Genomic DNA, 24153 nt, shown 5'->3' with positions numbered 1-24153 from the left:
CGGCTGCGGCCTAGGCTCCATGGACGGATCTACGCCGACCCGACAGAGGCACACCCGGTATCCGGCGCGGACCACCGCCACCTATGCGGACTCGAACTCCGAAACTTGAATTGCAACCTGCGGCCCTTACTCAAGCCGCCCTAAGCGGTGGAGTCCGACAGGGGTTTCATGGATAATGCCCAGCATTCAAACAGCCTCCACCGCCCAGTCGGGTGAGCGCCCTCTGTTCCGCCTACGCTATAAACGGGAGTTTCACACACAATGAAAGATCAGGTTGCCGAGTTACTGAACCAGGCTGTCAGCCAGTTGAAGTCCAGCGGTGTTATCCCCGAGCAACATCCGGTGCGCATCATGGTCGACAACACGCGCGACAAGTCACATGGCGACCTGGCCAGCAACATTGCCCTGACTCTGGCCAAACCCTGCGGGCAGCCACCACGCGCCATGGCCGAACAGATCATTGCCGCATTGCCTGAAAACTCCCTGATCAGCAAAGTCGAGATTGCCGGACCCGGATTTATTAACGTGTTTCTGGCAGGCGCTTCCAGTGCGGAAATTGTCGCCGATATTCTCAGCCAGGGTGCCGCCTTTGGTCGCAACACCACTGGCCAGGGGGAGAAAGTCCAGGTCGAATTTGTGTCAGCCAACCCGACCGGCCCATTGCACGTCGGTCACGGTCGCGGTGCCGCCGTTGGTGATTCGTTGTGCCGGTTACTGGCGGCCAATGGCTGGGACGTGACCCGGGAGTTTTATTACAACGACGCCGGCGCCCAAATCAAGAATCTTACTCTGTCTGTTCAGGCCCGTGCCAAGGGCATGGGCCCGGATGACAGCGGCTGGCCCGCCGATGGCTACCGGGGCAACTACATCACCGATGTCGCCAATAGCTACATGAACGGTGACACCATTGATGCCGATGACCGGCACGTAACCGGTGTTGCTGATGCCGACAACTTTGATGCCATTCAACAGTTCGCCGTCGCCTACCTCCGCCGTGAGCAGGACCTGGATCTAAAAGCCTTTGGCGTGCGGTTCGATGTCTTCTTTCTGGAATCCTCGCTGTACGACGATGGCAAGGTGGAAGCGACGGTGCAGCGCCTGATCGAGCAAGGCTTCACCTATGAATCGGATGACGCCCTTTGGCTGAAAACCACCGAATTTGGTGACGATAAAGACCGTGTCATGCGCAAGCGGGATGGCGGCTATACCTACTTCCTGCCGGATGTTGCCTACCACAAAGACAAGTTCGACCGCGGCTTCAAGCGAGTAATCAACGAGCAGGGCGCAGACCATCACAGCACCGTCACCCGGGTACGTGCCGGCCTGCAAGCACTGCAACTGGGTATTCCGGAAGGCTATCCGGACTATGTGCTGCACCAGATGGTGATGGTTACCAAAGGCGGTGAAGAAGTTAAAATTTCCAAGCGAGCGGGCGACTATGTCACCCTGCGTGATCTCATCGATGAAGTCGGCAGCGACGCCACCCGGTACTTCCTGGTATCCCGCCGTGCCGATTCGCAGCTGACGTTCGATATTGACCTGGCGCGCAGCCAGAGCAACGATAACCCGGTCTACTACATACAGTACGCCCATGCCCGGGTACATGCGTTGCTGCGCAAGCTCGAACAGGAAGGTCACCGCTACGATCAACAACAGGGCATCGACGCTCTGAGTAAGCTGGAGCTGGACGACGAACGGGCACTGATGACCCAGTTGCGCCGTTACCCGGAGGCTGTGGCCCATGCCGGCCAGTCACTGGAGCCGGCAGGCATAGCCACCTTTCTGAAAGATCTGGCCAGCCAGTTCCATGCCTATTACAACAACAACCGCATGCTGGTTGATGACGCCGAACTGCGAAATGGCCGGGTCGCCCTGGCTGTCGCCGTTGGTCAGGTACTGGCCAATGGCCTCGACCTGCTGGGCGTCAGCGCACCGGAGAGCATGTAACCATGGCGCGTGACTTCGCCAACAAACCACCACCGCCCCCACCGGAACGCAGCCGCATTCCGCGCTGGGTGTGGGTGTTTACTACCCTGGCGTCGGTGGCTTTTGTCGGGTTTCTAACCTACCTCAGCCAGATTCCGGCCGATGATCAGGGTGCTCAGGCGGTGCGCGACCGAGTGCAGCAAATTCAGATTCCATCGCGCTCTTCAGCGGAAACAGACCCTGAACCGATCGCGGAACCGGAAGAAGAAGCCTCGAAGCCCTCCCTGGAGCAGGCGTTCGAGTTCTATCGGCTGTTGCGCGACGATGAAGTACCGATTCAACTGACCCGGCCAGAAACGAATACACCGCCAGGCACCGTCGATGCGCCAGCCGGCACCCAGGCACCGACAACACCTGCTGGAGGTGAGCGCTGGATCATTCAGGTTGCCTCGTTCAGTAAAGTGGCGGACGCAGATCGCTTACGCGCCGAGCTGATCATCAACGGCCTGACCGAAGCGCATCTGAGCACCGTCGACCTTGGCGACCGGGGCACCTTCCACCGCGTGATGGTCGGCCCCTTCGACAATCGTTCGCGCCTGAACCGGGCCCAGGACGTTCTGGCTGAACTCGACCATGAAGTAATGGTACGTAACGCCGACTGACGCTTGCACGTTAAAACAACGACCCCGATGTCATTGGGGTCGACGATCTCTCTGGCATCGACCGGCCCCATTCGCCTTTACGCCCCGCCAACACTTTGAAATTTGCCGCCCGCCCCCACATATCCGACAAAGCCTCAATGGATGTAGAGATGACGACGATTGTTTCCGTGCGTCGCGACAACACCGTAGTGATCGGTGGCGACGGCCAGGTTTCCCTGGGCAACACCGTAATGAAAGGCAACGCCCGCAAAGTACGCCGCCTGTATCACGAAAAAGTGATCGCCGGCTTTGCCGGTGGCACCGCCGATGCCTTCACCCTCTTTGAAAAATTCGAAGGCCACCTGCAACAGCACAGTGGCCACCTGACCCGTTCTGCTGTTGAACTGGCCAAAGAATGGCGCAGCGACCGTGCCCTGCGCCGCCTGGAAGCCATGCTGGTGGTGGCCGACAAAGACACCACACTGGTAATCTCCGGTACCGGCGATGTAGTTGAACCGGAGCATGGCATCGTCGCCATTGGCTCTGGCGGCAACTACGCCTTGGCGGCGGCGCGAGCCCTGCACGAAAACACCGAACTGGACGCTGACGCCATCGCGCGGAGAGCGTTGGATATCGCAGCCGATATCTGCGTGTTCACCAATCACAACGCCGTTTTTGAAGCGCTTTAACGAGGTAGCTGATGTCAACCATGACCCCGCGCGAGATCGTCCATGAACTGGACAAATACATCATCGGCCAGGACCAGGCAAAACGTTCAGTAGCCATTGCTCTGCGCAACCGCTGGCGCCGAATGCAGCTCGACGAGCGCATGCGCGAAGAGATTTCCCCGAAAAACATTCTGATGATCGGCCCCACCGGTGTCGGTAAAACCGAAATTGCCCGTCGTCTGGCCAAGCTGGCCAATGCACCCTTCATTAAAGTTGAAGCCACCAAGTTCACCGAAGTCGGTTACGTCGGCCGTGATGTAGAGAGCATTGTCCGCGACCTGGCCGAGACCGGCATCAAAATGTTCCGCGAACAGGCCATGCTCAGTGCCCGTCCGCGCGCTGAAGACGCCGCAGAAGATCGCATTCTCGACATTCTGCTGCCCCCTGCACGGAACGGTTACAGCGAAGACAACGAAGAGAACGACGCCCCGAAAACCGATTCCAGCACCCGCCAAATCTTCCGCAAGAAGATTCGCCAGGGCGAACTGGACGACAAGGAAATTGAGCTGGAAGTCGCCGAGCAATCGGGCGGCGTGGAAATCATGGCGCCTCCGGGCATGGAGGAGATGACCAGTCAGTTGCAGAACATGTTCTCCAACATGGGCAAGCAACGCACCAAGAAGCGCAAGATGAAGCTGAAAGACGCCATGCGGGTGCTGACGGATGAAGAGGCCGCCAAACTGGTTAACGAAGACGAACTGCGCCAGCAGGCGGTACAGGCCGTCGAACAGAACGGCATCGTCTTCCTCGATGAAATCGACAAAATCGCCAAAACTGAAAATCGGGGCGGCGGTGATGTCAGCCGCGAAGGTGTTCAGCGCGATTTATTGCCACTGATCGAAGGCAGCACCGTCACCACCAAGTACGGCATGATCCGAACCGATCACATCCTGTTCATCGGCAGCGGTGCCTTTCACTTCGCCAAACCCAGCGATCTGATTCCGGAACTTCAGGGCCGATTGCCGATTCGGGTTGAACTGAATGCTCTGACGCCAGACGATTTCAAACGCATCCTGACGGAACCGGACTACTGCATCACCGAGCAATACAAAGAGCTGATGCAGGCCGAAGGCCTGAACATCGAGTTCACCGACGATGCCATTGAAGCCCTGGCCAACACGGCGTTCCAGGTCAACGAGAACACCGAGAACATCGGTGCCCGTCGGCTGCACACCATCATGGAACGGTTGTTCGAGGATCTTTCCTACCGTGCCAGCGAAATGGGGGGCGAAAAGGTCACTATCGACGCCGCCTATGTCGACAAGTACCTGGGCGAGCTGTCGAAAAACGAAGATCTGAGCCGCTTCATCCTCTAACCGGCCGGCGGCGGAGCCCCACTCCGCCGCCATGGAGACCCCGCCATGAGTACGGCCCCCAAACGCATCACCTACCACAAAGACGCCGCCGAACTTGAACTCGGCTGGGCCGATGGCACCACCCATCGCCTGAGCGCTGAGTACCTTCGAGTCCACTCCCCCTCAGCCGAAGTCCGCGGCCACGGCGTCGGCCAGGAGGTCCTGCAAGTCGGCAAGCGCTACGTCACCATCACCGGCATAGAACCCACCGGCCGCTACGCCGTCAAAATCTCCTTCGACGACGGCCACGACTCCGGCCTCTACGACTGGGCCTATCTGCGCAAACTGGGCGACGACCAGGGTGCTTACTGGCAAGCCTACCTCGACAGGCTCAGTAAGGCCGGTGCCAGTCGCGAGCCACAGTTCATCCAGGCCAAGCAGCTCTAGTTATCCCCCGGGTTGAACGTTTGGCTGGGTTGGGTGCCGGTCGTCCGTGCCAGGCACCAGGTACACCTATCCGGGGCCGGCGTAAACCCGTCCATGGGGCCTAGGCTTCGGCATCCATGCCTCAGACTTCCCCGGATAGGTGTACCCGCTACCCGTCACTAAGTTTTGTGCAACCTCCCAAGTAAGTGTTCTGTGTTAGAAATTCGTGATGATTCAACCCTAGGTGATCAAAGGGCTGCCGGGTGCGTCTACTGACGGCCGTTAGACCGCAGGGATGCGGTCTCCGAGCCCCCAGGGAAGGGTTTACGGCGTGCCGTCAGTAGACGCACCCGGTGGCCCTCCCGGCACAACACTATGAGTTGACGAAGAAGACAGTTGATCACCGAATTTCTAACTCAGAACACGACACCCCCATCACATTCGTCATATTGCCGCCAATGCATTAGCATTCGGTCTTTCCTTTTTTTAGCAGGTATACCGGACCCGATGAAATACCGAGACCTCCGAGACTTCCTCGCCGGGCTGGAAGCGCGCGGTGAATTGCGCCGCGTGACTCAGCCGGTCAGCCCTCATCTTGAAATGACCGATCTGTGCGATCGGGTTTTGCGTCAGCAAGGCCCGGCACTGCTGTTCGAGAACCCGACGGGTTACACCATTCCGGTATTGGGTAATCTATTTGGTACGCCCGAACGGGTGGCCATGGGTATGGGGGCTGAATCGCTGGCCGACTTACGTGAAATCGGCAAGGTACTCGCCTATCTGAAAGAGCCTGATCCGCCCAAGGGGTTGAAAGACGCCTGGGATAAACTGCCGCTGGTTAAAAAAGTGCTGTCAATGGCGCCTAAGACCGTGCGTAAAGCGGTATGCCAGGACGTGGTGCTCGAAGGGCCTGATGTGGACCTGTCGCAATGGCCTATCTGGACGTGCTGGCCGGAAGACGCCGCGCCGCTGGTGACCTGGCCGCTGGTGATTACCCAGGGCCCCAACGGCGGCCGTACCAATCTGGGGATCTATCGTCAGCAGGTGATTGGCAAGAACAAACTGATCATGCGCTGGTTGTCGCATCGCGGTGGGGCGCTTGATTTTCAGGCCTGGAAGAAAGAGCGGCCCGGCGAGCCGTTTCCGATTGCCGTGGCGCTGGGGGCTGACCCTGCGACCATTCTGGGGGCGGTGACGCCGGTACCGGACTCTCTGTCCGAATACGCCTTTGCCGGTTTGCTGCGCGACAGCCGAACCGAGCTGGTCAAATGCAAGACGCACGATCTGATGGTGCCTGCCAGCGCTGAGATTATTCTCGAAGGCTATTTGCACCCCGATGAGATGGCCGATGAAGGGCCCTACGGTGACCACACCGGTTATTACAACGAAGTGGAACGCTTCCCGGTGTTTACCGTTGAGCGGCTGACGCACCGTACCGACCCGATCTATCACAGCACCTTCACCGGCCGGCCACCCGATGAACCGGCGGTGTTGGGCGTGGCATTGAATGAAGTGTTCGTGCCGATTCTGCAGAAGCAGTTTCCGGAAATAGTCGACTTCTATCTACCGCCCGAGGGCTGCTCTTACCGCATGGCGATCATCAGCATGAAGAAGCAGTACCCCGGCCACGCCAAGCGGGTGATGATGGGTGCCTGGTCTTTCCTGCGTCAGTTTATGTACACCAAGTACGTGATCGTGGTGGACGACGATGTGAATGCCCGGGACTGGAACGATGTGATCTGGGCGATTACCACCCGCATGGATCCGAGTCGCGATACGGTGATGATCAACAACACACCGATCGACTACCTGGATTTTGCCAGCCCGGTGGCGGGCCTCGGGTCCAAAATGGGCATGGACGCAACCAACAAATGGCCGGGCGAAACCGACCGGGAATGGGGTCGGGCCATCGTTAAAGACCCGCAAGTGTCTGCCCGGGTTGACACTCTGATGCAGGAATTGGGGTTTTAGTGCCAACTATTGAACACAGTGTTTCAACCTGACCTCTTGGATCGCACATCATCTGCCCCTATAATCCTGACCATTAAGTCAACTTTATAACTCAAGGCACATTGATGAACGGTTTGGAACTGAACTGGCTGGAGCTCTACGGCTACCTGGGCTCGGCGTTGATCGCCATTTCCCTGATGATGAGCGACATTCGCAAGCTGCGCTGGATCAATCTGGTCGGCGCGGGCTCCTTTGCCAGCTATGGTCTGCTGATTGGCTCCTGGCCGGTGGCGATTCTGAACGGCTTTATCGTGCTGATCGATGTGGTGCACCTGTGGCAACTGTCGCGGCAAACTACCGTGAGCCGCTCCGTTGAGTTTGCCGCTGGTGATACCTATGTGCAGACGGTTCTGGCTGATATCTGGCCGCAACTACTGACATTGAACAAGACCCAGCAGATTCTCGTCGAATTCGGGGGTGCTCAACCAAAGGCATTTACCCTGATCGACCAGAAAGAGACGGCGACAGAACACCGCCTGGCGGCCTGACAGCCAGGGTTCCACCGGGCTTGCTCAGTTGTGTATAATGTCCATTGACATTAACCAAACGGAGCCGCCCAGTGTCTCAAGCGTCCGCGACCACGACTGCCACCCTGCATGACCTGAAAAAACTCAGCGGCGGTGTCTGGATGGTTCAACTTAAGCCGCTCACCTCCTATTCCTATTGCGCCGGTCAATTTACCGAGCTCATGGTTCCCGGTTTCACCTCGCTGTATTACACCATCGCCAGCAGCCCGAGCAGCCCCTGTGTGGAACTGCATATTCAAACGGGTACCGATCAGGCGGATGCCCTGATTGACCATTTGAAAGATACCGACTCCGTTGAACTCGCCCCCGCGGGTGGCGATTGCCGGCTCGAGGTATTGCCGGAGGAAAACGGCCCTCTGTTACTGATCGCTTCAGGAACCGGCTTCAGCCAAGTTAAATCCATTGTTGAAGACCTTCTCGCACAGCACACCCGACGCACCATCCATCTGTACTGGTCGGGGCACCGGCTGAGTCAGCTATACATGCTGCAAAAAGCGGAGAATTGGGCCGACCTGCACGATAACATTCACGTTTCTGCGCTGATCTCCGAACACAGCCACTGGGACGACAAACACCAGATGCTGGTGCACAGCATTCTGGGCGACCACAGCGATCTTAACCAGTGCCAGGCGATATGCTGCGGCTCGCCCGCCATGGTCTATACCGTGCTCGATAGCCTATGCAGCAAAGGTTTTCGTCGCGATGCCATGCTCAGCGACGTCTTTATGTTCGCCCCGAGGGAGGCTCAATGAACACGGCCGAAGTCCTGCAGATCTTCGGACTGGAGCCCCGGGAAACCCGGTTGTATCTGGCACTGCTGCAATCGGGTCCGGCCTCGATCCGTGACATCGCCGATCGCGCTGGCATCAATCGGGGAACAACGCATGAGCTGCTTAAACGCATGCAGCAGAAGGGCGTGGTCAGCTACTTTCCCAAGGGCAAACGCCGGCATTTCAGTGCCGAGCCGCCACAACGCCTCAGGGAACTGGCCCTCAATCACCAGCAGCAGGTGACGGAAGCGCTGGAGTTGCTGGACGACAAAGTCATTCCCGAACTGAGCCATTTGCGTCCGGCCACCGGTAATGCCGATGTGCACTATTACGAAGGGGATGACGGCATCGAACTCGTGCTGAAAGACATCCTCTCCACCGTCAGCGAACAGGACAATCGCAGCTACTGCATCTATTCAGCCAAAGCGATCCGGAAATACCTGTATCGCCCATTCCCCAATTACACCCGCCAGCGGGTCAAGATGGGCATCAAGGTCAAGGTAATCGCCATTGGTGAAGGCGGTGAAGAAGCGGCACTGGCCGACCGGAAGTGGATCAACGAACCCTCCAGTGACCGGGCCGGCAGTTACATTGCCATCTACCCGCCCAAGGTGGCGATGATCTCACTGAGTCATGGTGACTTGCCGACGGCCGTGGTCATCAATTCGCCGACCATCGCCAATACGCAGCAGGTTATTTTTAATACATTGTGGGAAAGTTTGTAGAGTCGACAGGCTATTGATGTCACTCAAGTTTCGGAGTTCGCCTGGGAATTAGCGACGGTCGCCGGGTGTGCTAACACCTCTAAGGCGACCCAAACTCCGAAACTTGAGTGACAGCCCCAAGCCGGCTTCACAACCCCTCGAAACTAAACCCATCCGGCAACAGTTCCGCCACCGTCCAGCGCTTATAGGCTTCGCCATCATTGGTCGCCCAAACCACACCATCGGCTGGCATGAATTCGGCGATTACCTGGCGGCAGCCACCGCAGGGCGAGAACAAATGCTCGCCCGGCATAAAGACCACCAACTCGGTAATCTCACCGGGGCGTACACCGGTAGCCGCGGCCGTGTTAATGGCGTTGCGTTCACCACACATACCCAGTGGATAAGAGCGATTTTCGATATTGCAGCCTGAAAATACCTCGCCACTGCGGGTTCGCAGGGCCGCACCCACCGGAAACTGGCTGTAAGGTACGTACGCGTTGGCCGCTACGGCTTTCGCAGCCGCCTTCAATTCAGTCTCGGGTTGGCTCATTCATCAATGCTCAGCGTTGCTTCCAGCGTCAGTTTGATCATGTCGTTGAAGGTGGTCTGGCGTTCTTCCGCTGACGTCGCTTCACCGCGAATGATGTGATCGCTGACGGTCATGACCGTCAGGGCTTTCGCGCCATATTCGGCGGCTACACCATAGAGACCGGCCGCTTCCATATCGACGGCGAGAATATTCATCTTTTCCAGCGCTGGCATCAGTTCGCTGTCGGGTGAGTAAAAGAGGTCCGAGGTGAATACGTTACCAACGCGCACCGGAATGCTGGCAGCACGGGCTGCCGCAACGGCCTTTTCCATCAGCCCAAAATCGGCCAGGGCGGCGAAATCGAAGCCGCGCAGGCGCAGTCGGTTAACGCCTGAATCGGTGCTGGCACCCATGGCGATGATGACGTCGCGCAGTTTGATGTCTGCCGCTACCCCGCCACAGGTGCCGACGCGAATGATGTTTTTCACGCCGTAGTCGGTAATCAGCTCCTTGGCGTAAATCGACATCGATGGTACGCCCATGCCGGACCCCATGATGGAGATCGCCTTGCCTTTATAGGTGCCGGTATAGCCATACATGTTACGGACATCCGCTACCCGGCGTGCATCGTCCAGAAAGGTCTCGGCGATGTACTGCGCGCGCAGCGGGTCACCCGGCATCAGCAGGGTTTCAGCGAAATCGCCGGGTTTGGCATTGATGTGGGGAGTGGACATGAGCACCTCTTGTAATCTGACCAATCGTTCAAGTTCTGTGACTATAGCCAATTGACGCCGTCAAGCCAAGCCCGTGTTCAGGCTTGTCCCACTAACGCCGTGGCAGCAACACGGCCGCTTCCAGACCCGAACCGATGCGATTGCGCAGACGCAGCTGGCCACCATGAGCGTGAGCGATGTTGCGGGCAATGCTCAAGCCCAGTCCTGCCCCGCCGGTATTGCGGTTGCGGGAGGTCTCCAGGCGCACATAGGGCTCGAATACGCTGTCCAGTTTTTCTTCGGGAATGCCCGGACCATTGTCCACGATGTACAGCTTCAGTTCGTGGCGGCTGTCGACAATATCAATACCCACCTGAGTCCCATAAAAAGCCGCATTATGCGCCAGGTTGGACAAGCACCGCTTCAAGGCCAGAGGTTTGCCGAAATAGGGGCGCCGGGCTTCGCCGCGAATTTCCGGGTCGTACCCGAGCAACTCAAGGTCTTCAGCCAGCTCGCGTACCAGCTGATTAATGTCGATTGGCTGGGTGTCTTCATGCACGTCGGTGCTGCGCCCGAGATCCAGAGCCCCCTTGACCATGGCTTCCAGCTCATCGAGATCTTTGATCATCCGGGGTTTGGCATCCGACTCTTCCATCATTTCCGCGCGCAAGCGCAACCGGGTAATGGGGGTTTTTAGGTCGTGGGAGATAGCCGAAAACATCCGCTCCCGGTCGTCCACAAAGCGAAGCACGCGCTCCTGCATCAGGTTAAAGGCCCGAGCGGTCTGCTTCACTTCGCGGGTACCGGTTTCAGCCAGAGGCGCCAGATGAATATCGGTGCCCAGCTCCCGAGCGGCAGCGGCCAGATTCGACAGCGGACGCGTCAGCCAGCGCACCACGACCCAGAGAATCACCACCAGAATTAACATCAGAATCACCAGAAACAGCAGTTGCCCGCGATCCAGGTATTCGGTCTGGTCGAAAAAGAACGGATCCGGCAGCAAACCGGCCAGGTACAGCCATTCGTCTTCACCGATGGGAACCTGGGCGACAACCACCTGCGGCGGGTCAGGCTCCAGTATCAGAGTGTTCTGGGCCCATCGGGGTGGCAAATCGACCAGCAACACATCGTTCTTGTAGACATTCAACAGGCGCGGGTCGGCAAAGGTGACATGCAAACCCGATAAGCGCTGACCCAGCTTCTCTTCAATCGCCAGATTGAAGGTGGCCAGAAATCGGTCTTTGGCGCCAGAGGGTCGCACCGGGCTTACGTCAATAAAGGATTCGTTGACCGATACCAGAAACCTCGACCCGCCCATGTCCCGGAGCTGATTGATGATCAGGTGCCGGTACTCGGTTGGGTAGGCACGAATGAATTCGATCGTAGAGCCCATGGAAAAGGCCAGATCACGGGCCATGGATTCGGCCTGGGATTCGCGCTGATGTTCGAGGTAATACAGCCAGACATAGTTACTGATGGCAAACGCGCTGATCAGCCCCAGCACCATCAGCACCAGTAATCGGCTGTACAGAGACGTAAAACGCAGCATTAACCGTTGTCCACGACGACCGGCACGGTAAGAATGTAGCCCGCGCCCCGCACGGTCTTGATCACTTGAGGGGATTTGCCATCGTCATTCAGACGCCCGCGCAGACGGCTGATTTGCACGTCGATGGAGCGGTCAAAGGGGCTGGCATCCCGACCACGCAGATGCAGACTGAGGTCATCCCGGCTGAGCACTTCGCCCGGGCGTGATAAAAACAGCTGAAGTAAATTGTAATCGGCACCGTTCAACGATTGAACATCACCTTCCGGGCTGGTCAGCTCGCGGTTGGTCACATCCAGTGTCCAGCTACCAAATCGCAGCCGCTGCTGGCCATCCAAGCCTGTTCGGTGCTCGGCACCTTCCTCATAGCGCCGCAGTACGGCCTTGATGCGGGCCAGCAACTCGCGGGGGTTAAAAGGCTTGCCCACGTAATCATCAGCGCCCAGTTCAAGACCGATGATGCGGTCGGTTTCGTCTGAACCGGCGGTCAGCATGATGATGGGAATGCGGGAACGGGCGCGAATCTCCTTGCACAGAGTAAAACCGTCGTCACCGGGCATCATGATGTCCAGCACGATCAAATCGAGCCGCTGGGCGGGCCAGAACTGACGCATGGCCTGACCATCAGCCGCTGTTATGACCGAGAAACCGTTTTTCTCAAGGTATTCTTTCAACAGGTCGCGGATGTCTTCATCATCGTCCACAACCAGGATGCGCTTTTGTTGTTCTGTCTGCATCTCTGATCCACTTCACTGGCAAGACTGGGTTCGATCAATGCGCCACCGAATCACGGTCGCCACGCATCGGCGATGGCTGACGCAGGCCAGAGTGTACTCCCTCAGCCTAGTCGCCTTTGTAACAAAGTATAACAGCAAGGGAGCCTCTGAATAACTCCCCCGGGGCTCCCTAGACGACAAACTGCTGCCCACCACTTTAGGATAACACCGGGTTTCGGCTACACTGATTGTTGAAGTAATTCACGTTCTGCCGATAACTCAATGGAAGCATTTCCGTTATCGGCTTTCCAAACCCAATGAGCCGACCCGTGCCTTGCTGCAGAGCCCAACTCCGTGACCGAAACCAGTACCGTTCTGACGCCTGACAATGCCACCCGTGAAGCCTTGCTTGAAACACAGCGCCGCTTTCTGACGGTGAATGAAGGTCGCCTTGCCCGCCTGCGTGACAGCCTTCAGGTGCGCCAGCAACAATGTCTCGACTTGCTGCCGGTACTGTTTCACACACATCTGCCCGGTCTGCCCGGCTACCTAGAAGACCCGTCGGTTCCATCAGGACTGGTGCAATACCAACCCTCGAACGCTGCGGTTACGCTGGCGCTGGCCTTTAACCGAACCCTGAAGGCCTCTCAGTTGCGTAACTACAGCGCTCAGCTGATGGGTCTCTACCTGATGGGCTCCAGTGGCAGCATAGCCCAGTCGACCACCTCGGATCTCGATCTCTGGCTGTGTTACAAACCCGACCTGGATCGCAGCCAGATCCTCTTGCTGGAAGAAAAAGCCCGTGCGATCAGCGCCTGGGCGGAAGGCTTCAACCTGGAAGTCCACATTTTTCTGATGAACGCCCAGCGCTTTCAGGGCAGTGATCAGCGATCCCTGACCGGGGAGAACTGCGGTTCAACCCAGCACTTTTTGCTGCTCGACGAATTCTACCGCACCGGCCAATGGCTAGCCGGCGCCCTGCCCGCCTGGTGGCTGGTACCCAGTGATCGAGAGGCCGATCATGAGGCCCTGCTTGAGCACTATCAGTCGAAAAACCTGATTCGCCGCGACGAACAGATCAACCTCGGCGCTCTACCCTCGCTGCCACCGGGCGAGTTTATTGGTGCGGGCATGTGGCAACTGTACAAAGGCATCGAATCACCGCACAAATCTGTGCTGAAGCTGTTGCTGTTGGAAATCTACGCGCGGGAGTTCCCAACGGTCACCAGCCTGGCGCATCAGTTCAAGTCTGCGATCTACAACAACTTTCTGACGCTGAATGACCTCGACCCTTATATTCAACTCTATCGGCGCATTGAAACCTATTTGAGAGAACGGGGAGAGAATGATCGTCTGGCTCTTGTGCGCCGTTGTTTCTATTTCAAGGTCGGCATCGCGCTGAGCCGACCGGCCCGGGTACAGAATTGGCGACGCCAACTGATGCAACAGTTGATCAATGAATGGGGCTGGACCGGCGCTGAAGTAGCGCATCTCGATTCGCACCGAAACTGGTCGGTGACCGATGTGATGCGTGAGCGCAAACTTCTTGTCAGCGAACTGACCCACAGCTACCGTTTTCTGACTCAGTTTGCCGCTGAGCATCAGAGCAATCACCTGATGAGCCAACAGGATCTGCTGATCATCAGCCGCAAGTTGCACGCTGCTTTTGACCGGCGTCGCGGCAAGATCGACTTCATACGCTTCGGCCAGGACGTCGACTTCAGCTATGAGAAAGTGCGCATCTACGAACGCCCGAGCCAGCGTCCCGAGGGTGACAACTTCTGGGCCGTCTACACACGCGAGCCAGACTCGGATATAGACCAGGAAACACCTCTGAAGTCAGCGCCCGGCCTTCTTGAAGCCTTGCTATGGTGCCATCTCAACGGCCTGCTCGACGCCCATCTGCACATTCCCATCTTCAGCCAGAAGGGCCAGGCAACGGAATTCGAAGTGCGCAAAACCCTGGCCACCCTGCGCCAGGTTTTGCCCAAGGCTAGCCTCGACAAGCCCCACCATACCTACTCGCAACCGGCGCAGATTGATCGGGTTCTCCTCTTTATCAACCTGGGTTACGACCCGCTGCAACATCTGACTCGCCGGGGTCTGCAAAAAATATCCGAACGCAGCAACAGCCTCGACTTCAGCGCACTGCGCGAGAATCTGGTAGGTACTCTGGATGTGGTGGTTGAAAACTCCTGGGGAGAAATCACCGTCGAACGCTTTGCCCAGGCCGATGCACTAACCCAGGCACTGCAGTTCCTGCTGACGCGCCTGACCAAGCAGAAGATCAACCGGCGCCCCGAGATTCGGGCCTATTGCCACAACCAGACTCGCCCCCAGTCAATTGGCAAACGGGTCCAGGATCTGTTTGACGATGCCATCACAGCCGCTGACCGCGCTCACCATGGCCCCAGCCTCAGATTTCTGTTTAATCTGGGCGACCAGTTTCAGGGCATGCAACTGGGCGACAAACAACTAAGACCCGTCAGTTTCGATACCGAAACTGCCCTGATCGACTGGCTGGGAACCGAGCAGGTCGAACGCTGCCCAATCTACCCGGACCGCTTGTTTGAAACGCATCGCAATCATTTGAAAGTTGTCTTGTCGGCCCAGCCAGCCGATGGAGGTCTGTTGGTGGTGTTTCAGGTCACGGGCCGCCAGGCGACGGTCTATCTACTCGATGAACAGGCGTCCGTACTGCGGTTCACCCAGCCCTATTTTAATGCGTCAACGCTGCTGGCACCCTTGCTGCGCTTTCTGAAAATATCGGAGCACCGCCAGCGCAGTGAAGAAGACGCCATTCACCTGAATCAGCGTAGCATCAGTTGTTTTGAAATTACCCAGGAAGGCAGCAAGCTGCCGGTACTAAAGCGCCAGCGCCTGCAGGGGCTACTGCAGGAAAACCGCTTCATCAACATTCAGGCGTTTATGGACCGGCACGGTGAGGGACAGTACGAATACCAGATGATCTGCAACGAGGAGGAGTTCAGTACCCTGGAACTGGGCGACCGGTTTTACACCGCCGTCGCGTCTTACATTGTCGGGTTGCGAGCCCAGGGGCTGCGCTACCCCATGTACATCACCGACCTCGCCCTATCCGACCGGATTATTGCGGGCCTGCTCTATGGACAGGCGCAGACGCTGCATTATGTGCGCGCCAAACTGCGCCTGGAACAGCGCATTAACGATGCAATGAAACTGCTCTAATGGCCGTGACGGCTTGGCAATCGCTTAATTATTGGATGAACCAAAGACGATAAGCAGCGGCTGCCGGGGATGTTCCTGCGGGGAAGTCCGCAGCAGGGACTAAAAAGCCAGGAGCGTTTTAGCATGAGCGCAGCGAGCCCGAAGGGTGAATCCCAGGGAGGGGATTCATATCATGCGGTCTAGGCTCCAGGGAAGGATCTACGCCGACCCCACAGGGACATCCGCGGTGGCCGCTGTGGACCATTGCCTCCCAATAAAACCCGCCCTTCGAAACTCAAGCTGATTAGTTAACCCGCGCCACCAGGCTTTCCAGGTATTCCAGATCGGGAATGCTGGCTTTACCCAGCTGGGTGATTACGGCCATTTTTTCCGCCTGGGCTTTGGTTGCCTGGCCGTCTTCGCGGACATCGGCATCACCGAGCTTGACCATGCGCGGAATACCCTGAATCAGCATGCCAAAAAACCGGCTTTTAGCCTGGTTCGATACCGCGTTGAATACGGCGATACGGGCATCGCGCACATCCTGCCCGCGAACCTGGCTGTTGGCGACTTCGAAACTGATCACCGGTACACGTTCGCCACGCCAGTGCAGATGCCCCAGATGCCAGGGCGGCGCATTGTCAGCCTGTTCCAGTTCGGAGCGCGGCACCACTTCCGCAATGGAGACGTTCGGTACCAGCAGATTCTTTTGCTGCATGGGCACCAGAAGACTGGCGACAATGGCGTCCTGATCGGTTTGCGCTACTGTTTTCATCGTTATTCACCTTGTTGCCACGCCTGCGGCACTGTCTTCAGGCTACCTGAGTTACACGCTCAGCCAGCCAGATCAATAGTTTTTCGGCCAGTTCCACCGGGGTTCCCCGGTCATCGGCAGCGCCGACCTGCTGCACAGAGTCGGGCATCGAACTTTGTACGCAACTGTCGGCAGATTGCACCCAGACAGTGCCACCGGCTGCGCGGATATCGGCCGCACCGATGGCACCATCGCTGCCCATGCCGCTGAAAACGATCGCATGCGCGCGTGCGCCAAATTGTGCGGCAACATTGGTCAGCAAGTGATCCAGGCTGGGGCCGTAAGGCCCAGACCAGGGATTATTTTGCCAGACAATGCCATGGTTATCGGTAAACCGGATCTCATGATTCACTGGGACCAGATAGACATGCCCGTTTTCCAGTTGCCGGCCATGCTCGGCATGCACCAGACTCAATTGTGTGTGACGGCCAATCGAATGCTGCAATGCATCAACACAGCCCGCATCGATGTGCTGTGCATACAGGAAACTCGCCGGTACTTCAGCTGGCAGCACATCCAGAAACTGTTTAACCGCCTCGGGTCCGCCCAACGAAGCGCACAGCACCCAAATGGGCCCAAGCTCCGTTTTGGGTGCCTGTTGCAGTGACTCCGGCAAAGAGTATACCGGTGGTGGCCGGGTAGCACGCAATCGCTCCAGATCAAATATCGGAGCTTCTGCCGCTGGCTGGGCAGCCGGTGCCAGCGCCTGCAATTTTTCCTGCATGCGTCGCTGCCAGCGCGGGTAGTCTTCATGGGTGCGGGCGGGAATCACTCCGTCGCCAAACAGAATGGGCGACTCGGTACTTTCCAGCAGCGACTGCACGAAGTCGTCCCACTGATCGTGGTTTTCCAGCTCCACCACCCAGACTCGGATGGTTTCGTTATGCATCAGGGCGGGTTTCAGTCGATCCGGGTCGGTGTTGACGGCAACGTCATAACCGGCCCCGACCACAACATCCTGCAACAGATGCTGGACCAGGGGGGTGTCGGCGATGATGCCGACCCGGCTATGCTGGGAGGTTGCCCCGGTCGCCGCCACCGCACTCATGGTCTGTTCACGCCTCTATGCCCAGCAAACGCTTGATGGCATCGACCAGTGGGCCTTCCTGGAAAGGCTTGCCCATGTACTCGTTCACCCCAATCGACAGCGCTCGCTCGCGGTGTTTGGCACCGGTCCGGGAGGTAATCATGATGATCGGAATCTGCTTTAGGCGGCTGTCGTGACGCACTCTCGACGCCACTTCAAAGCCATCCATATAGGGCATCTCGATGTCGAGCAGCATGATATCCGGCACCCTATCCTGCAACTGGGCAACAGCATCCGCCCCGTGCTTGGCCAGAATCACTTCCATGCCCTGGCGCTCCAGCAGGCGACTGGTCACTTTACGCACTGTCACTGAATCATCCACCACCATGACGGTGTAAGGGCTGTCTTTATCGCGGACCGGTTTTTCCGGTGCCGAAATGGCTGATTTGGGGGTCGGCAACGCAGTGACCCGGGAGTGCTCAATGGCCAGCGAGCTACGAATCAGAGCCGCCAGGTCCAGAATCACCACCACGGAGCCATCACCGAGAATGGTGGCACCGGATACCCCGGGCACTGTACTGAACTGCGGCCCCAGAGTTTTTACCACGATTTCACGGCTGCCCATCAGGCGGTCAACATGCAGCGCCATAGAGTGGTGTTCATCGCTGCCTTTCACCAGCACCAGTGGTACCGGTGCAGTCAGACCCTCGACGTTGGGCGTGGCTCCGGTTCGCAACAGACCACCCATGTATTCCAGGCGGTAGCGGCCTCCGGCATATTCAAACAGCGGTGCATCGGGCCGGTAGTATTCCGCCAGCTGCTTCGGCGTGACCCGCACAATGCCCTCGATCGAGCTGAGCGGAATGGCGTAGTGGTCTTCTTCAATGTTGACCATCAGTGCACGGTTCACCGACACGGTAAACGGCAGGCGGATGGTGAACTGAGAGCCTTCACCCAGGCGGGAATCGATGGCCATGTTGCCACCGAGCTGTTTGACTTCCGAGTTGACCACGTCCATACCGACACCGCGGCCTGAAATCTGGGTGACTTTCTCGGCCGTACTGAAGCCGGCTTCGAGAATGTACTGCAGAATTTCACGGTCATTCAGGTCGGCATCGGCCGCCATCAGGCCCCGCTCAATGGCCTTGCTGCGAATGCGGTCAACGTTCATGCCGGCGCCGTCGTCAGACAGTCGCAAGACGATGTCGCCGCCTTCGCGAGACAAATCCAGTCGCACCGAGCCCTTCACCGTTTTACCGGATTGCAGACGCTGGTCCGCTTCCTCAATGCCATGGTCAACCGCGTTGCGCAACATGTGTTCGAGCGGTGAAATCATCCGCTCCAGAACCGTCCGGTCTACTTCGCCTTCGGCATTGCCGACGATAAAGTCGACCTGTTTGCCCAGTTCACCGGCAACCTGGCGAACAATACGGCGCAACCTGGGTACCAGCCGGTTGAACGGCACCATGCGGGTTTGCATCAGGCCTTCCTGCAGTTCCGTGTTAATACGGCTTTGCTGCAATAAAAGGGTTTCCGCATCCCGGGTTTTGTCGGTCAGTGAGCCTTTCAGCTCGGTCAGGTCGTAGGTCGCTTCCATTAACGAGCGCGACAACTGCTGGATCTGGGAGTAGCGGTCCATTTCCAGAGGGTCGAAATCTTCGTAGTTGGTTTCCTCGGCCCGCTCCTGGCGAAACAGAATCTGGGCTTCAGTTTCCATATCGAGTCGACGGACCTGCTCACGCAGGCGGTCAATGGTCGAATCCATTTCCCCCAGAGTGAAACCAAAGTCACTGACTTCCTGCTCAAGACGCGCACGGGCAATGGAGGTCTCACCGGCAAGGTTCACCAGCCCTTCGAGCAAGTTGGCATTAACCTTAACGGTTTCCTGTGGCTGGGCGCGCCGACTATCTGCCTTGCGTTCAGCTTCCTTTCGCTTGAAAGGCAGTACATTGGTGCTCGATTCACGGCTGTCGGTGGCGGGCAGTGTATTGCCTTCCGACGAGGGCTCCGTCACGGCTGGCACTTCGGATTCAGGGAGTTCAGCGCTGTCACCGACAATGGGGTGATCGGGATCATCCCAGCCATCTTCCTCAAGGTCCCGGGCCATCTGAATCACACTGGGGCCAAACCCGGCTCCACTGTTCGAATGGCCATCAAGCAGCGCGTTCATGGCTTCGACGCCCTGAACCAACTGGTCCTGACGGGACAGTATGTTGTTGAAGAAGGTTTCGTCGAGGGCGTCCTTGTTTTGCTGGGCACGAACAATAAAGGTTTCGAATTCGTGACTCTGGTCGCCCAGCTCTTTCAGTCGAGCCAGACGGGCGCCGCCTTTGAGCGTATGCAATACGCGCTTCATTTCATCCGCATGGGTTTCGTTGCCGGGCTCCGCCTGCCAGTCTTCAATGGCCTGTTCGAGCTCGTTCAGTAACTCGCCCGCTTCATCGATGAAGATTTCCAATATGTCGAGATCGACATCGGCGTCCAGTTCCGCCACGGGTGCCGGAGCGGGTACCTCGGATTCGGCTTCAGGCCCTTCCGGTTCGATGTGCAGGACTTCATCCGGCTCATTATCCGGCATCGGCGGTTCGGGCTCGGGTTCCGGTTTGCTCTCGGGCCGGGCCTGTGTCATGTCGACAGGCTGTGCGGGGGCTCCCGGATGCTTGCGGAAATGATTAATGGCCGCAACCAGATCCGGAGCCGACTCGCAGCTCATGCTCGATTCAATGTCCTGGACCATAACCGCCAGGCGGTCGTGGCACTGCTGAATCAATTCCAGCAGACCTTCCGAGGCCTGATACTTGCCTTGCGCCAACCCCTCGTACAAAAACTCGAGTTCATGCGCCAGGTCACCCAACGGTGAAATCTCGGCCATACGCGCACCCCCTTTTAGGGTGTGCAGATCGCGTTGCAGGCTTTCCACTTCGAGGGTGTTATCGGTGTCTTCCCGCCATTTTTCGAGCGATGATTGAATGCTGTCGAGAATGTCGTTCGCTTCTTCCAGGAAGATGTCCACCAGCTCGGCATCACCTTCCACCCGGTAGCGCTGTGCCGCCTCGAAATCTGGCATGGGCGCAGGCGCTGATTCAGCCGCGGACTCAAGGTCCTGGCGGATCATGGAATCGACCTGATCTTTATTGGAAACGGCCGACTCTAGTGGGGATGTTTCTGCATCGGGCAACAACTGGTGCAGCCGTTCTACAAACAACGCATCCTGACGAATACTCTGGCCCGCCGCGAGACGGTCCATCATGGAAATCAGCGATTCCAGGCCCGTATTGGCCAGTTCAAAGAAACGTTCGTCAGCCTCGCAGGCTTCGCTCCGGGCACCCTCAACCAGTTGCGCCAAATTATGACTGAGATCGGCTACCGGCATCAGATCCACAGCCTGAGACGCCAGTGCCAGGGTATTGAGCTCCCGAATCAGCGCATCAACGTCGGCATCCGGCTCTCCGGTATCGCGCCAGCGGTTCAGAATTGTCTCGGCACCCAACACCAGGTCCATGCTGTCGGACATGAAAATGGACATCAGGGCCGGATCATCCGGTTCCTGGCTGGGGTCCAGACGCAGCACCCGGTTATAAACATCCTGCACCTGGGCTTCAAAGCCCGCCGTGTCGACCGGCTCACCCAAAGAGGCCTGGCGAATCAGTGCAACGCCGTCGCTCAGCAATGACAGGAAACCGCCATCGGCGACTTTGGCGCGTTCCTGCATGTCCCGAACCAGCTGTTCGAGCGGTTGTACCAGCACCGCCACCGGTTCAACGCTGGCCATGTGCGCTGACCCCTTAATGGTGTGCAGGGCCCGCTGCAGCGAATCCGGTAGCACAGAGGCCGATTCCGCCTCTTCGATGTACTGATCGATGTAGTCGAGATGACTCGCAAGCTCAGCCTGAAATATCTCCAGAAGTGTATCGGTGCTGGCGTCACTGTTTTCAATTTCAAAGCGGTCAGAATCGAGGTCTTCGAGGTCGGTCTCCTCAAGCTCGGCCACTGGCAGTTCGTCAAAATCGGTCCACTGTGACTCATCGTCTGACGCGTCGGCTACATCGGCCTGTGGCAATTCTATTTCAACGTCAACGTCGACCGGTTCGGCCGACTCAGGCGTTTCGGCAGACGCCTCGCCCCAGCTTACCGGCTGACCTTTGGCCAGCGCATCAGCGATGGCCGCAAGATAGTCAGCCCGGGTCGTATCCGGTTTGAGTTTCTTTTCAAACGCCGTCATCAGCGCCGGGATTTCATCGGTGATCTCTTCGATCACCCGTACCAGGTCATCCGAATGGGAAATGCTGCCCTCGATCAGGCGGTTGAGCATATTCTCGATCGACCAGGCGGTTTCTCCGACCACACTGGCGCCGACCATACGGCCACTGCCCTTAAGGGTATGAAAGGCACGGCGGAACTCAGTCAGTGCGGCACTGTCGGAAGGATCGGCCTTATACCGTGGGAAGAACTCATGAATGGCTTCCAGAACTTCAGCGGCTTCCTCAATGAAAATCTCGAGGATGTCGTCGTCTATCAGATCATCGTCGTCGGCTTCCTGTGCCCCGGCTTCGACCGGGTTTGCCTCTGCCGGGCTTTCCGGTACACCGCTGTCGGCAATGGCGTTATCGTCGGGCTCGGTCAGTTCCTCGTCTTCCTCCAGTGACAACCAGTCACCGGATTCAACTTCAGCCGTAGGCAAAGCATCTTCAGTTGCCGGCCTGGCTTCGATATCGTCGTCCCAGTCGGTCAGGGTCTCGAAGTCGTCGATCGCCTCAATGTCGAGCTCGTCATCGGCAGCGTCGCCCGTATCACCCAGTTCCAGTTCCTGCAGGGACAAATCAGGGAAGTCGTCGTCGGCGTCGGCGGGACCCTCCGCGTCATCGGCACTGATTTCATGGGCGGGGTCAACTTCGGGAAATAGATTTACGGTGTAACCCAGCTTGGCAATTGAATCAGCAGCACGCTGCAGAATATCCAGATTGGTGCCACTGCCATCACGGGACAAGCGTTCAAGGTAATATTCGACACCCATAATGGCATCGGCCAGAGCGTCCAGCTCATGCCATTCCGGCGTGCGCTTGTTCCCCAGCAACTGGTCTTCAACGTAGTCCTGTGCGTATTTGAGAACCGTAGCCGCCTGCTCCAGCGGTATCATCACCAGACCGCCACGAATGCCGCTCAATTCCCGAGGTACCGCTTCCAGCTTGCTGTGATCCCAGTGCGACCCGATGAATTCGACAATGGCGTCTTTAACCTGCTCCAGGCCATTGCGCGCTTCGCGAACTACCGCCTCCTGAGCACCATCGAGGCCGTCATCGTATTCGTCGCGCTCAAAACTGGCGTCACTGGCAATGCCGGACAGGCTGGCTTCTACGTAAAGCAGTGCTCCGGCGATGTCCATCAGCACACCGTCGTCTTTCAGCTCAGGGTCCTGCTGCGTGGATTTGATCAGGTCAAGCTGTTCATTCAACACCCGACGCGGATTGCCTAGGCCCAATACCGCCATGGTATCGGCCATTTGCTTGATGCCGGGCTCCAGCTCGGACAAACGACGCGACTCGGTAACCCGGGTGCGCACCATCAGATCCAGTGAATCTTTCAGCCTTGCCAGCTCTTCAAGCAGGGCCGAAACCACACTGCCCACCGTTTCACGATCGGGCCCTGACAGACGTTGGCGTTGCGTTTCAATTTCCGCTTCGTTGGGTAAAGCCTGACTGAGGTGATAGCTGTCCTGTATATGTTGCACCCGGCTGAGACCCGTGGCGTCTATCTTGGCCAGGTAATACAGCAGGTTTTTAAGCTGATCTTCATGCGGGTATTGCCCGGCCACACCACTGGGGTCGGCAAGCAATCGCTTCATGGCACCGTCGAGATGCCGCAAAATGAGAGTAATGGCCGCAGACCGTTCAATACGCCCGGCTTTCATCGCGGCAATAAAGGCGTCCGCCACTTGCCACAACGCGCCCATGGGAGTGCGCTCGGTTAAACCGACCAGCCGATGAACCGACTTACCCAGGTATTCAAGGTTGTTGTCAGCATCCTCGTTGCGCAACCACCCGAGCAATGCCAGCTGGTACATCTGGCGCAATTTACGCAGCAGTTGAACCACACTCGACTGGCCAATGCTCTGAGTATCCGGCTCACCAACAAAGCGGCGTGAGGCGGACAGATCCGGCGTAAACAGAGCCGTTTCCGAGAGTAAGGGCTCGCCTCGTGCCGCACGCAAATCATTCAGCAACGGCAAAATGACCACGGGCAGATCACTCTGGCCGCGCTTGAGTTTCTCGAGATAATTCGGCAATTGCAGAATGGCTTGCATCAGCAATGCCAGGTTATCCTGGCTGGGTGGGATATCACCGTCCACAATCGACTGATTCAGACGCTCCATTTCTTCGGCCAGCAAGGCTGCACCGAAGAATTCGACCATCTGCAAGGTGCCGTTTACCTGATGGATGTAGGCCAGGCTAAACTGAAGACGAGTGGTATCTTCGGGCGTATCAACGAACGCTTCCAGGGCTTGACGCGCCTGTTTCAGCGTATCGAAGATCTCTCCCTTGACCCATTCCAGTGCAACATAATCACGGCGTTCTGCCATGCCTGTACCCCTTTG

The 24153-nt window shown here is 57.7% G+C and carries 17 protein-coding genes; 10 read left to right on the top strand and 7 right to left on the bottom strand.

Going from position 1 to position 24153, the window contains the following annotated elements; all coding sequences use genetic code 11:
- Positions 1-261 precede the first annotated feature (261 nt).
- The 9 genes from argS to EP166_RS18360 all read left to right on the top strand — a co-directional run bounded on the left by argS (position 262) and on the right by EP166_RS18360 (position 9048).
- Positions 262-1947 carry an arginine--tRNA ligase gene (argS, locus tag EP166_RS18400; protein WP_127559809.1) on the top strand — a complete coding sequence of 562 codons (1686 nt, stop codon included), beginning with the start codon at positions 262-264 and terminating at the stop codon, positions 1945-1947.
- A 2-nt stretch (positions 1948-1949) separates the two neighbouring features.
- Positions 1950-2588, top strand: a complete 639-nt coding sequence (locus EP166_RS18395; RefSeq protein WP_127559807.1) for an SPOR domain-containing protein — start codon at positions 1950-1952, stop codon at positions 2586-2588.
- 149 nt (positions 2589-2737) lie between these two features.
- Positions 2738-3256 (top strand): ATP-dependent protease subunit HslV, encoded by a 519-nt coding sequence (gene hslV / locus EP166_RS18390; protein ID WP_127559805.1) that lies wholly within the window; start codon positions 2738-2740, stop codon positions 3254-3256.
- A gap of 11 nt (positions 3257-3267) precedes the next feature.
- Positions 3268-4611, top strand: coding sequence for an ATP-dependent protease ATPase subunit HslU (gene hslU, locus EP166_RS18385; RefSeq protein ID WP_127559803.1), 1344 nt, complete (start codon positions 3268-3270; stop codon positions 4609-4611).
- 45 nt (positions 4612-4656) lie between these two features.
- Positions 4657-5037 (top strand): gamma-butyrobetaine hydroxylase family protein, encoded by a 381-nt coding sequence (locus EP166_RS18380; RefSeq protein WP_127559801.1) that lies wholly within the window; start codon positions 4657-4659, stop codon positions 5035-5037.
- Between the two features lie 486 nt (positions 5038-5523).
- Positions 5524-6987, top strand: coding sequence for a 4-hydroxy-3-polyprenylbenzoate decarboxylase (gene ubiD, locus EP166_RS18375; protein WP_127559799.1), 1464 nt, complete (start codon positions 5524-5526; stop codon positions 6985-6987).
- A gap of 104 nt (positions 6988-7091) precedes the next feature.
- Positions 7092-7514: a YgjV family protein gene (locus EP166_RS18370; protein ID WP_127559796.1), complete on the top strand. Its 423-nt coding sequence runs from the start codon at positions 7092-7094 to the stop codon at positions 7512-7514.
- A gap of 71 nt (positions 7515-7585) precedes the next feature.
- Entirely contained in the window at positions 7586-8305 is a 720-nt protein-coding gene (locus tag EP166_RS18365; protein WP_127559794.1) for a ferredoxin reductase domain-containing protein, read from the top strand.
- Positions 8302-9048: a TrmB family transcriptional regulator gene (locus EP166_RS18360; RefSeq protein ID WP_127559792.1), complete on the top strand. Its 747-nt coding sequence runs from the start codon at positions 8302-8304 to the stop codon at positions 9046-9048. The genes EP166_RS18365 and EP166_RS18360 overlap by 4 nt, the downstream gene beginning before the upstream one ends.
- A 127-nt stretch (positions 9049-9175) precedes the next feature.
- On the opposite strand, the gene cdd is transcribed toward EP166_RS18360, so the two are convergent.
- The 4 genes from cdd to EP166_RS18340 all read right to left on the bottom strand — a co-directional run bounded on the left by cdd (position 9176) and on the right by EP166_RS18340 (position 12555).
- The gene (gene cdd / locus EP166_RS18355) at positions 9176-9580 is read right to left on the bottom strand and encodes a cytidine deaminase (protein ID WP_127559790.1); all 405 of its coding nucleotides are present in this window, start codon (positions 9578-9580) and stop codon (positions 9176-9178) included.
- A complete protein-coding gene (gene deoD / locus EP166_RS18350; protein ID WP_127559788.1) occupies positions 9577-10293 on the bottom strand; it encodes a purine-nucleoside phosphorylase in 717 nt (238 codons plus the stop codon). Before deoD ends, cdd begins: the two co-directional genes overlap by 4 nt.
- Before the next feature lie 91 nt (positions 10294-10384).
- Positions 10385-11821, bottom strand: coding sequence for an ATP-binding protein (locus tag EP166_RS18345; protein WP_127559786.1), 1437 nt, complete (start codon positions 11819-11821; stop codon positions 10385-10387).
- Complete coding sequence (locus EP166_RS18340) at positions 11821-12555, bottom strand: response regulator (RefSeq protein WP_127559784.1); 735 nt, start codon at positions 12553-12555, stop codon at positions 11821-11823. Before EP166_RS18340 ends, EP166_RS18345 begins: the two co-directional genes overlap by 1 nt.
- A 333-nt stretch (positions 12556-12888) precedes the next feature.
- Here EP166_RS18340 and EP166_RS18335 point away from each other — a divergent pair, with 333 nt between their 5' ends.
- Complete coding sequence (locus tag EP166_RS18335) at positions 12889-15741, top strand: class I adenylate cyclase (RefSeq protein ID WP_127559782.1); 2853 nt, start codon at positions 12889-12891, stop codon at positions 15739-15741.
- A 283-nt stretch (positions 15742-16024) separates the two neighbouring features.
- Here the strand turns inward: EP166_RS18335 and EP166_RS18330 are convergent, their stop codons facing one another.
- The 3 genes from EP166_RS18330 to EP166_RS18320 are packed head-to-tail and all read right to left on the bottom strand — an operon-like array spanning position 16025 to position 24138.
- Positions 16025-16495: a chemotaxis protein CheW gene (locus tag EP166_RS18330; protein ID WP_127559780.1), complete on the bottom strand. Its 471-nt coding sequence runs from the start codon at positions 16493-16495 to the stop codon at positions 16025-16027.
- A gap of 37 nt (positions 16496-16532) precedes the next feature.
- Positions 16533-17582 carry a chemotaxis protein CheB gene (locus EP166_RS18325; RefSeq protein ID WP_127559778.1) on the bottom strand — a complete coding sequence of 350 codons (1050 nt, stop codon included), beginning with the start codon at positions 17580-17582 and terminating at the stop codon, positions 16533-16535.
- A 7-nt stretch (positions 17583-17589) separates the two neighbouring features.
- Positions 17590-24138 (bottom strand): Hpt domain-containing protein, encoded by a 6549-nt coding sequence (locus EP166_RS18320; protein WP_127559776.1) that lies wholly within the window; start codon positions 24136-24138, stop codon positions 17590-17592.
- Between the last annotated feature and the right edge of the window lie 15 nt (positions 24139-24153).

It is taken from the genome of Saccharospirillum alexandrii, from assembly GCF_004000275.1.
Taxonomy (GTDB): domain Bacteria; phylum Pseudomonadota; class Gammaproteobacteria; order Pseudomonadales; family Natronospirillaceae; genus Saccharospirillum; species Saccharospirillum alexandrii.
This window is presented reverse-complemented; position numbering and strand designations above follow the sequence as displayed.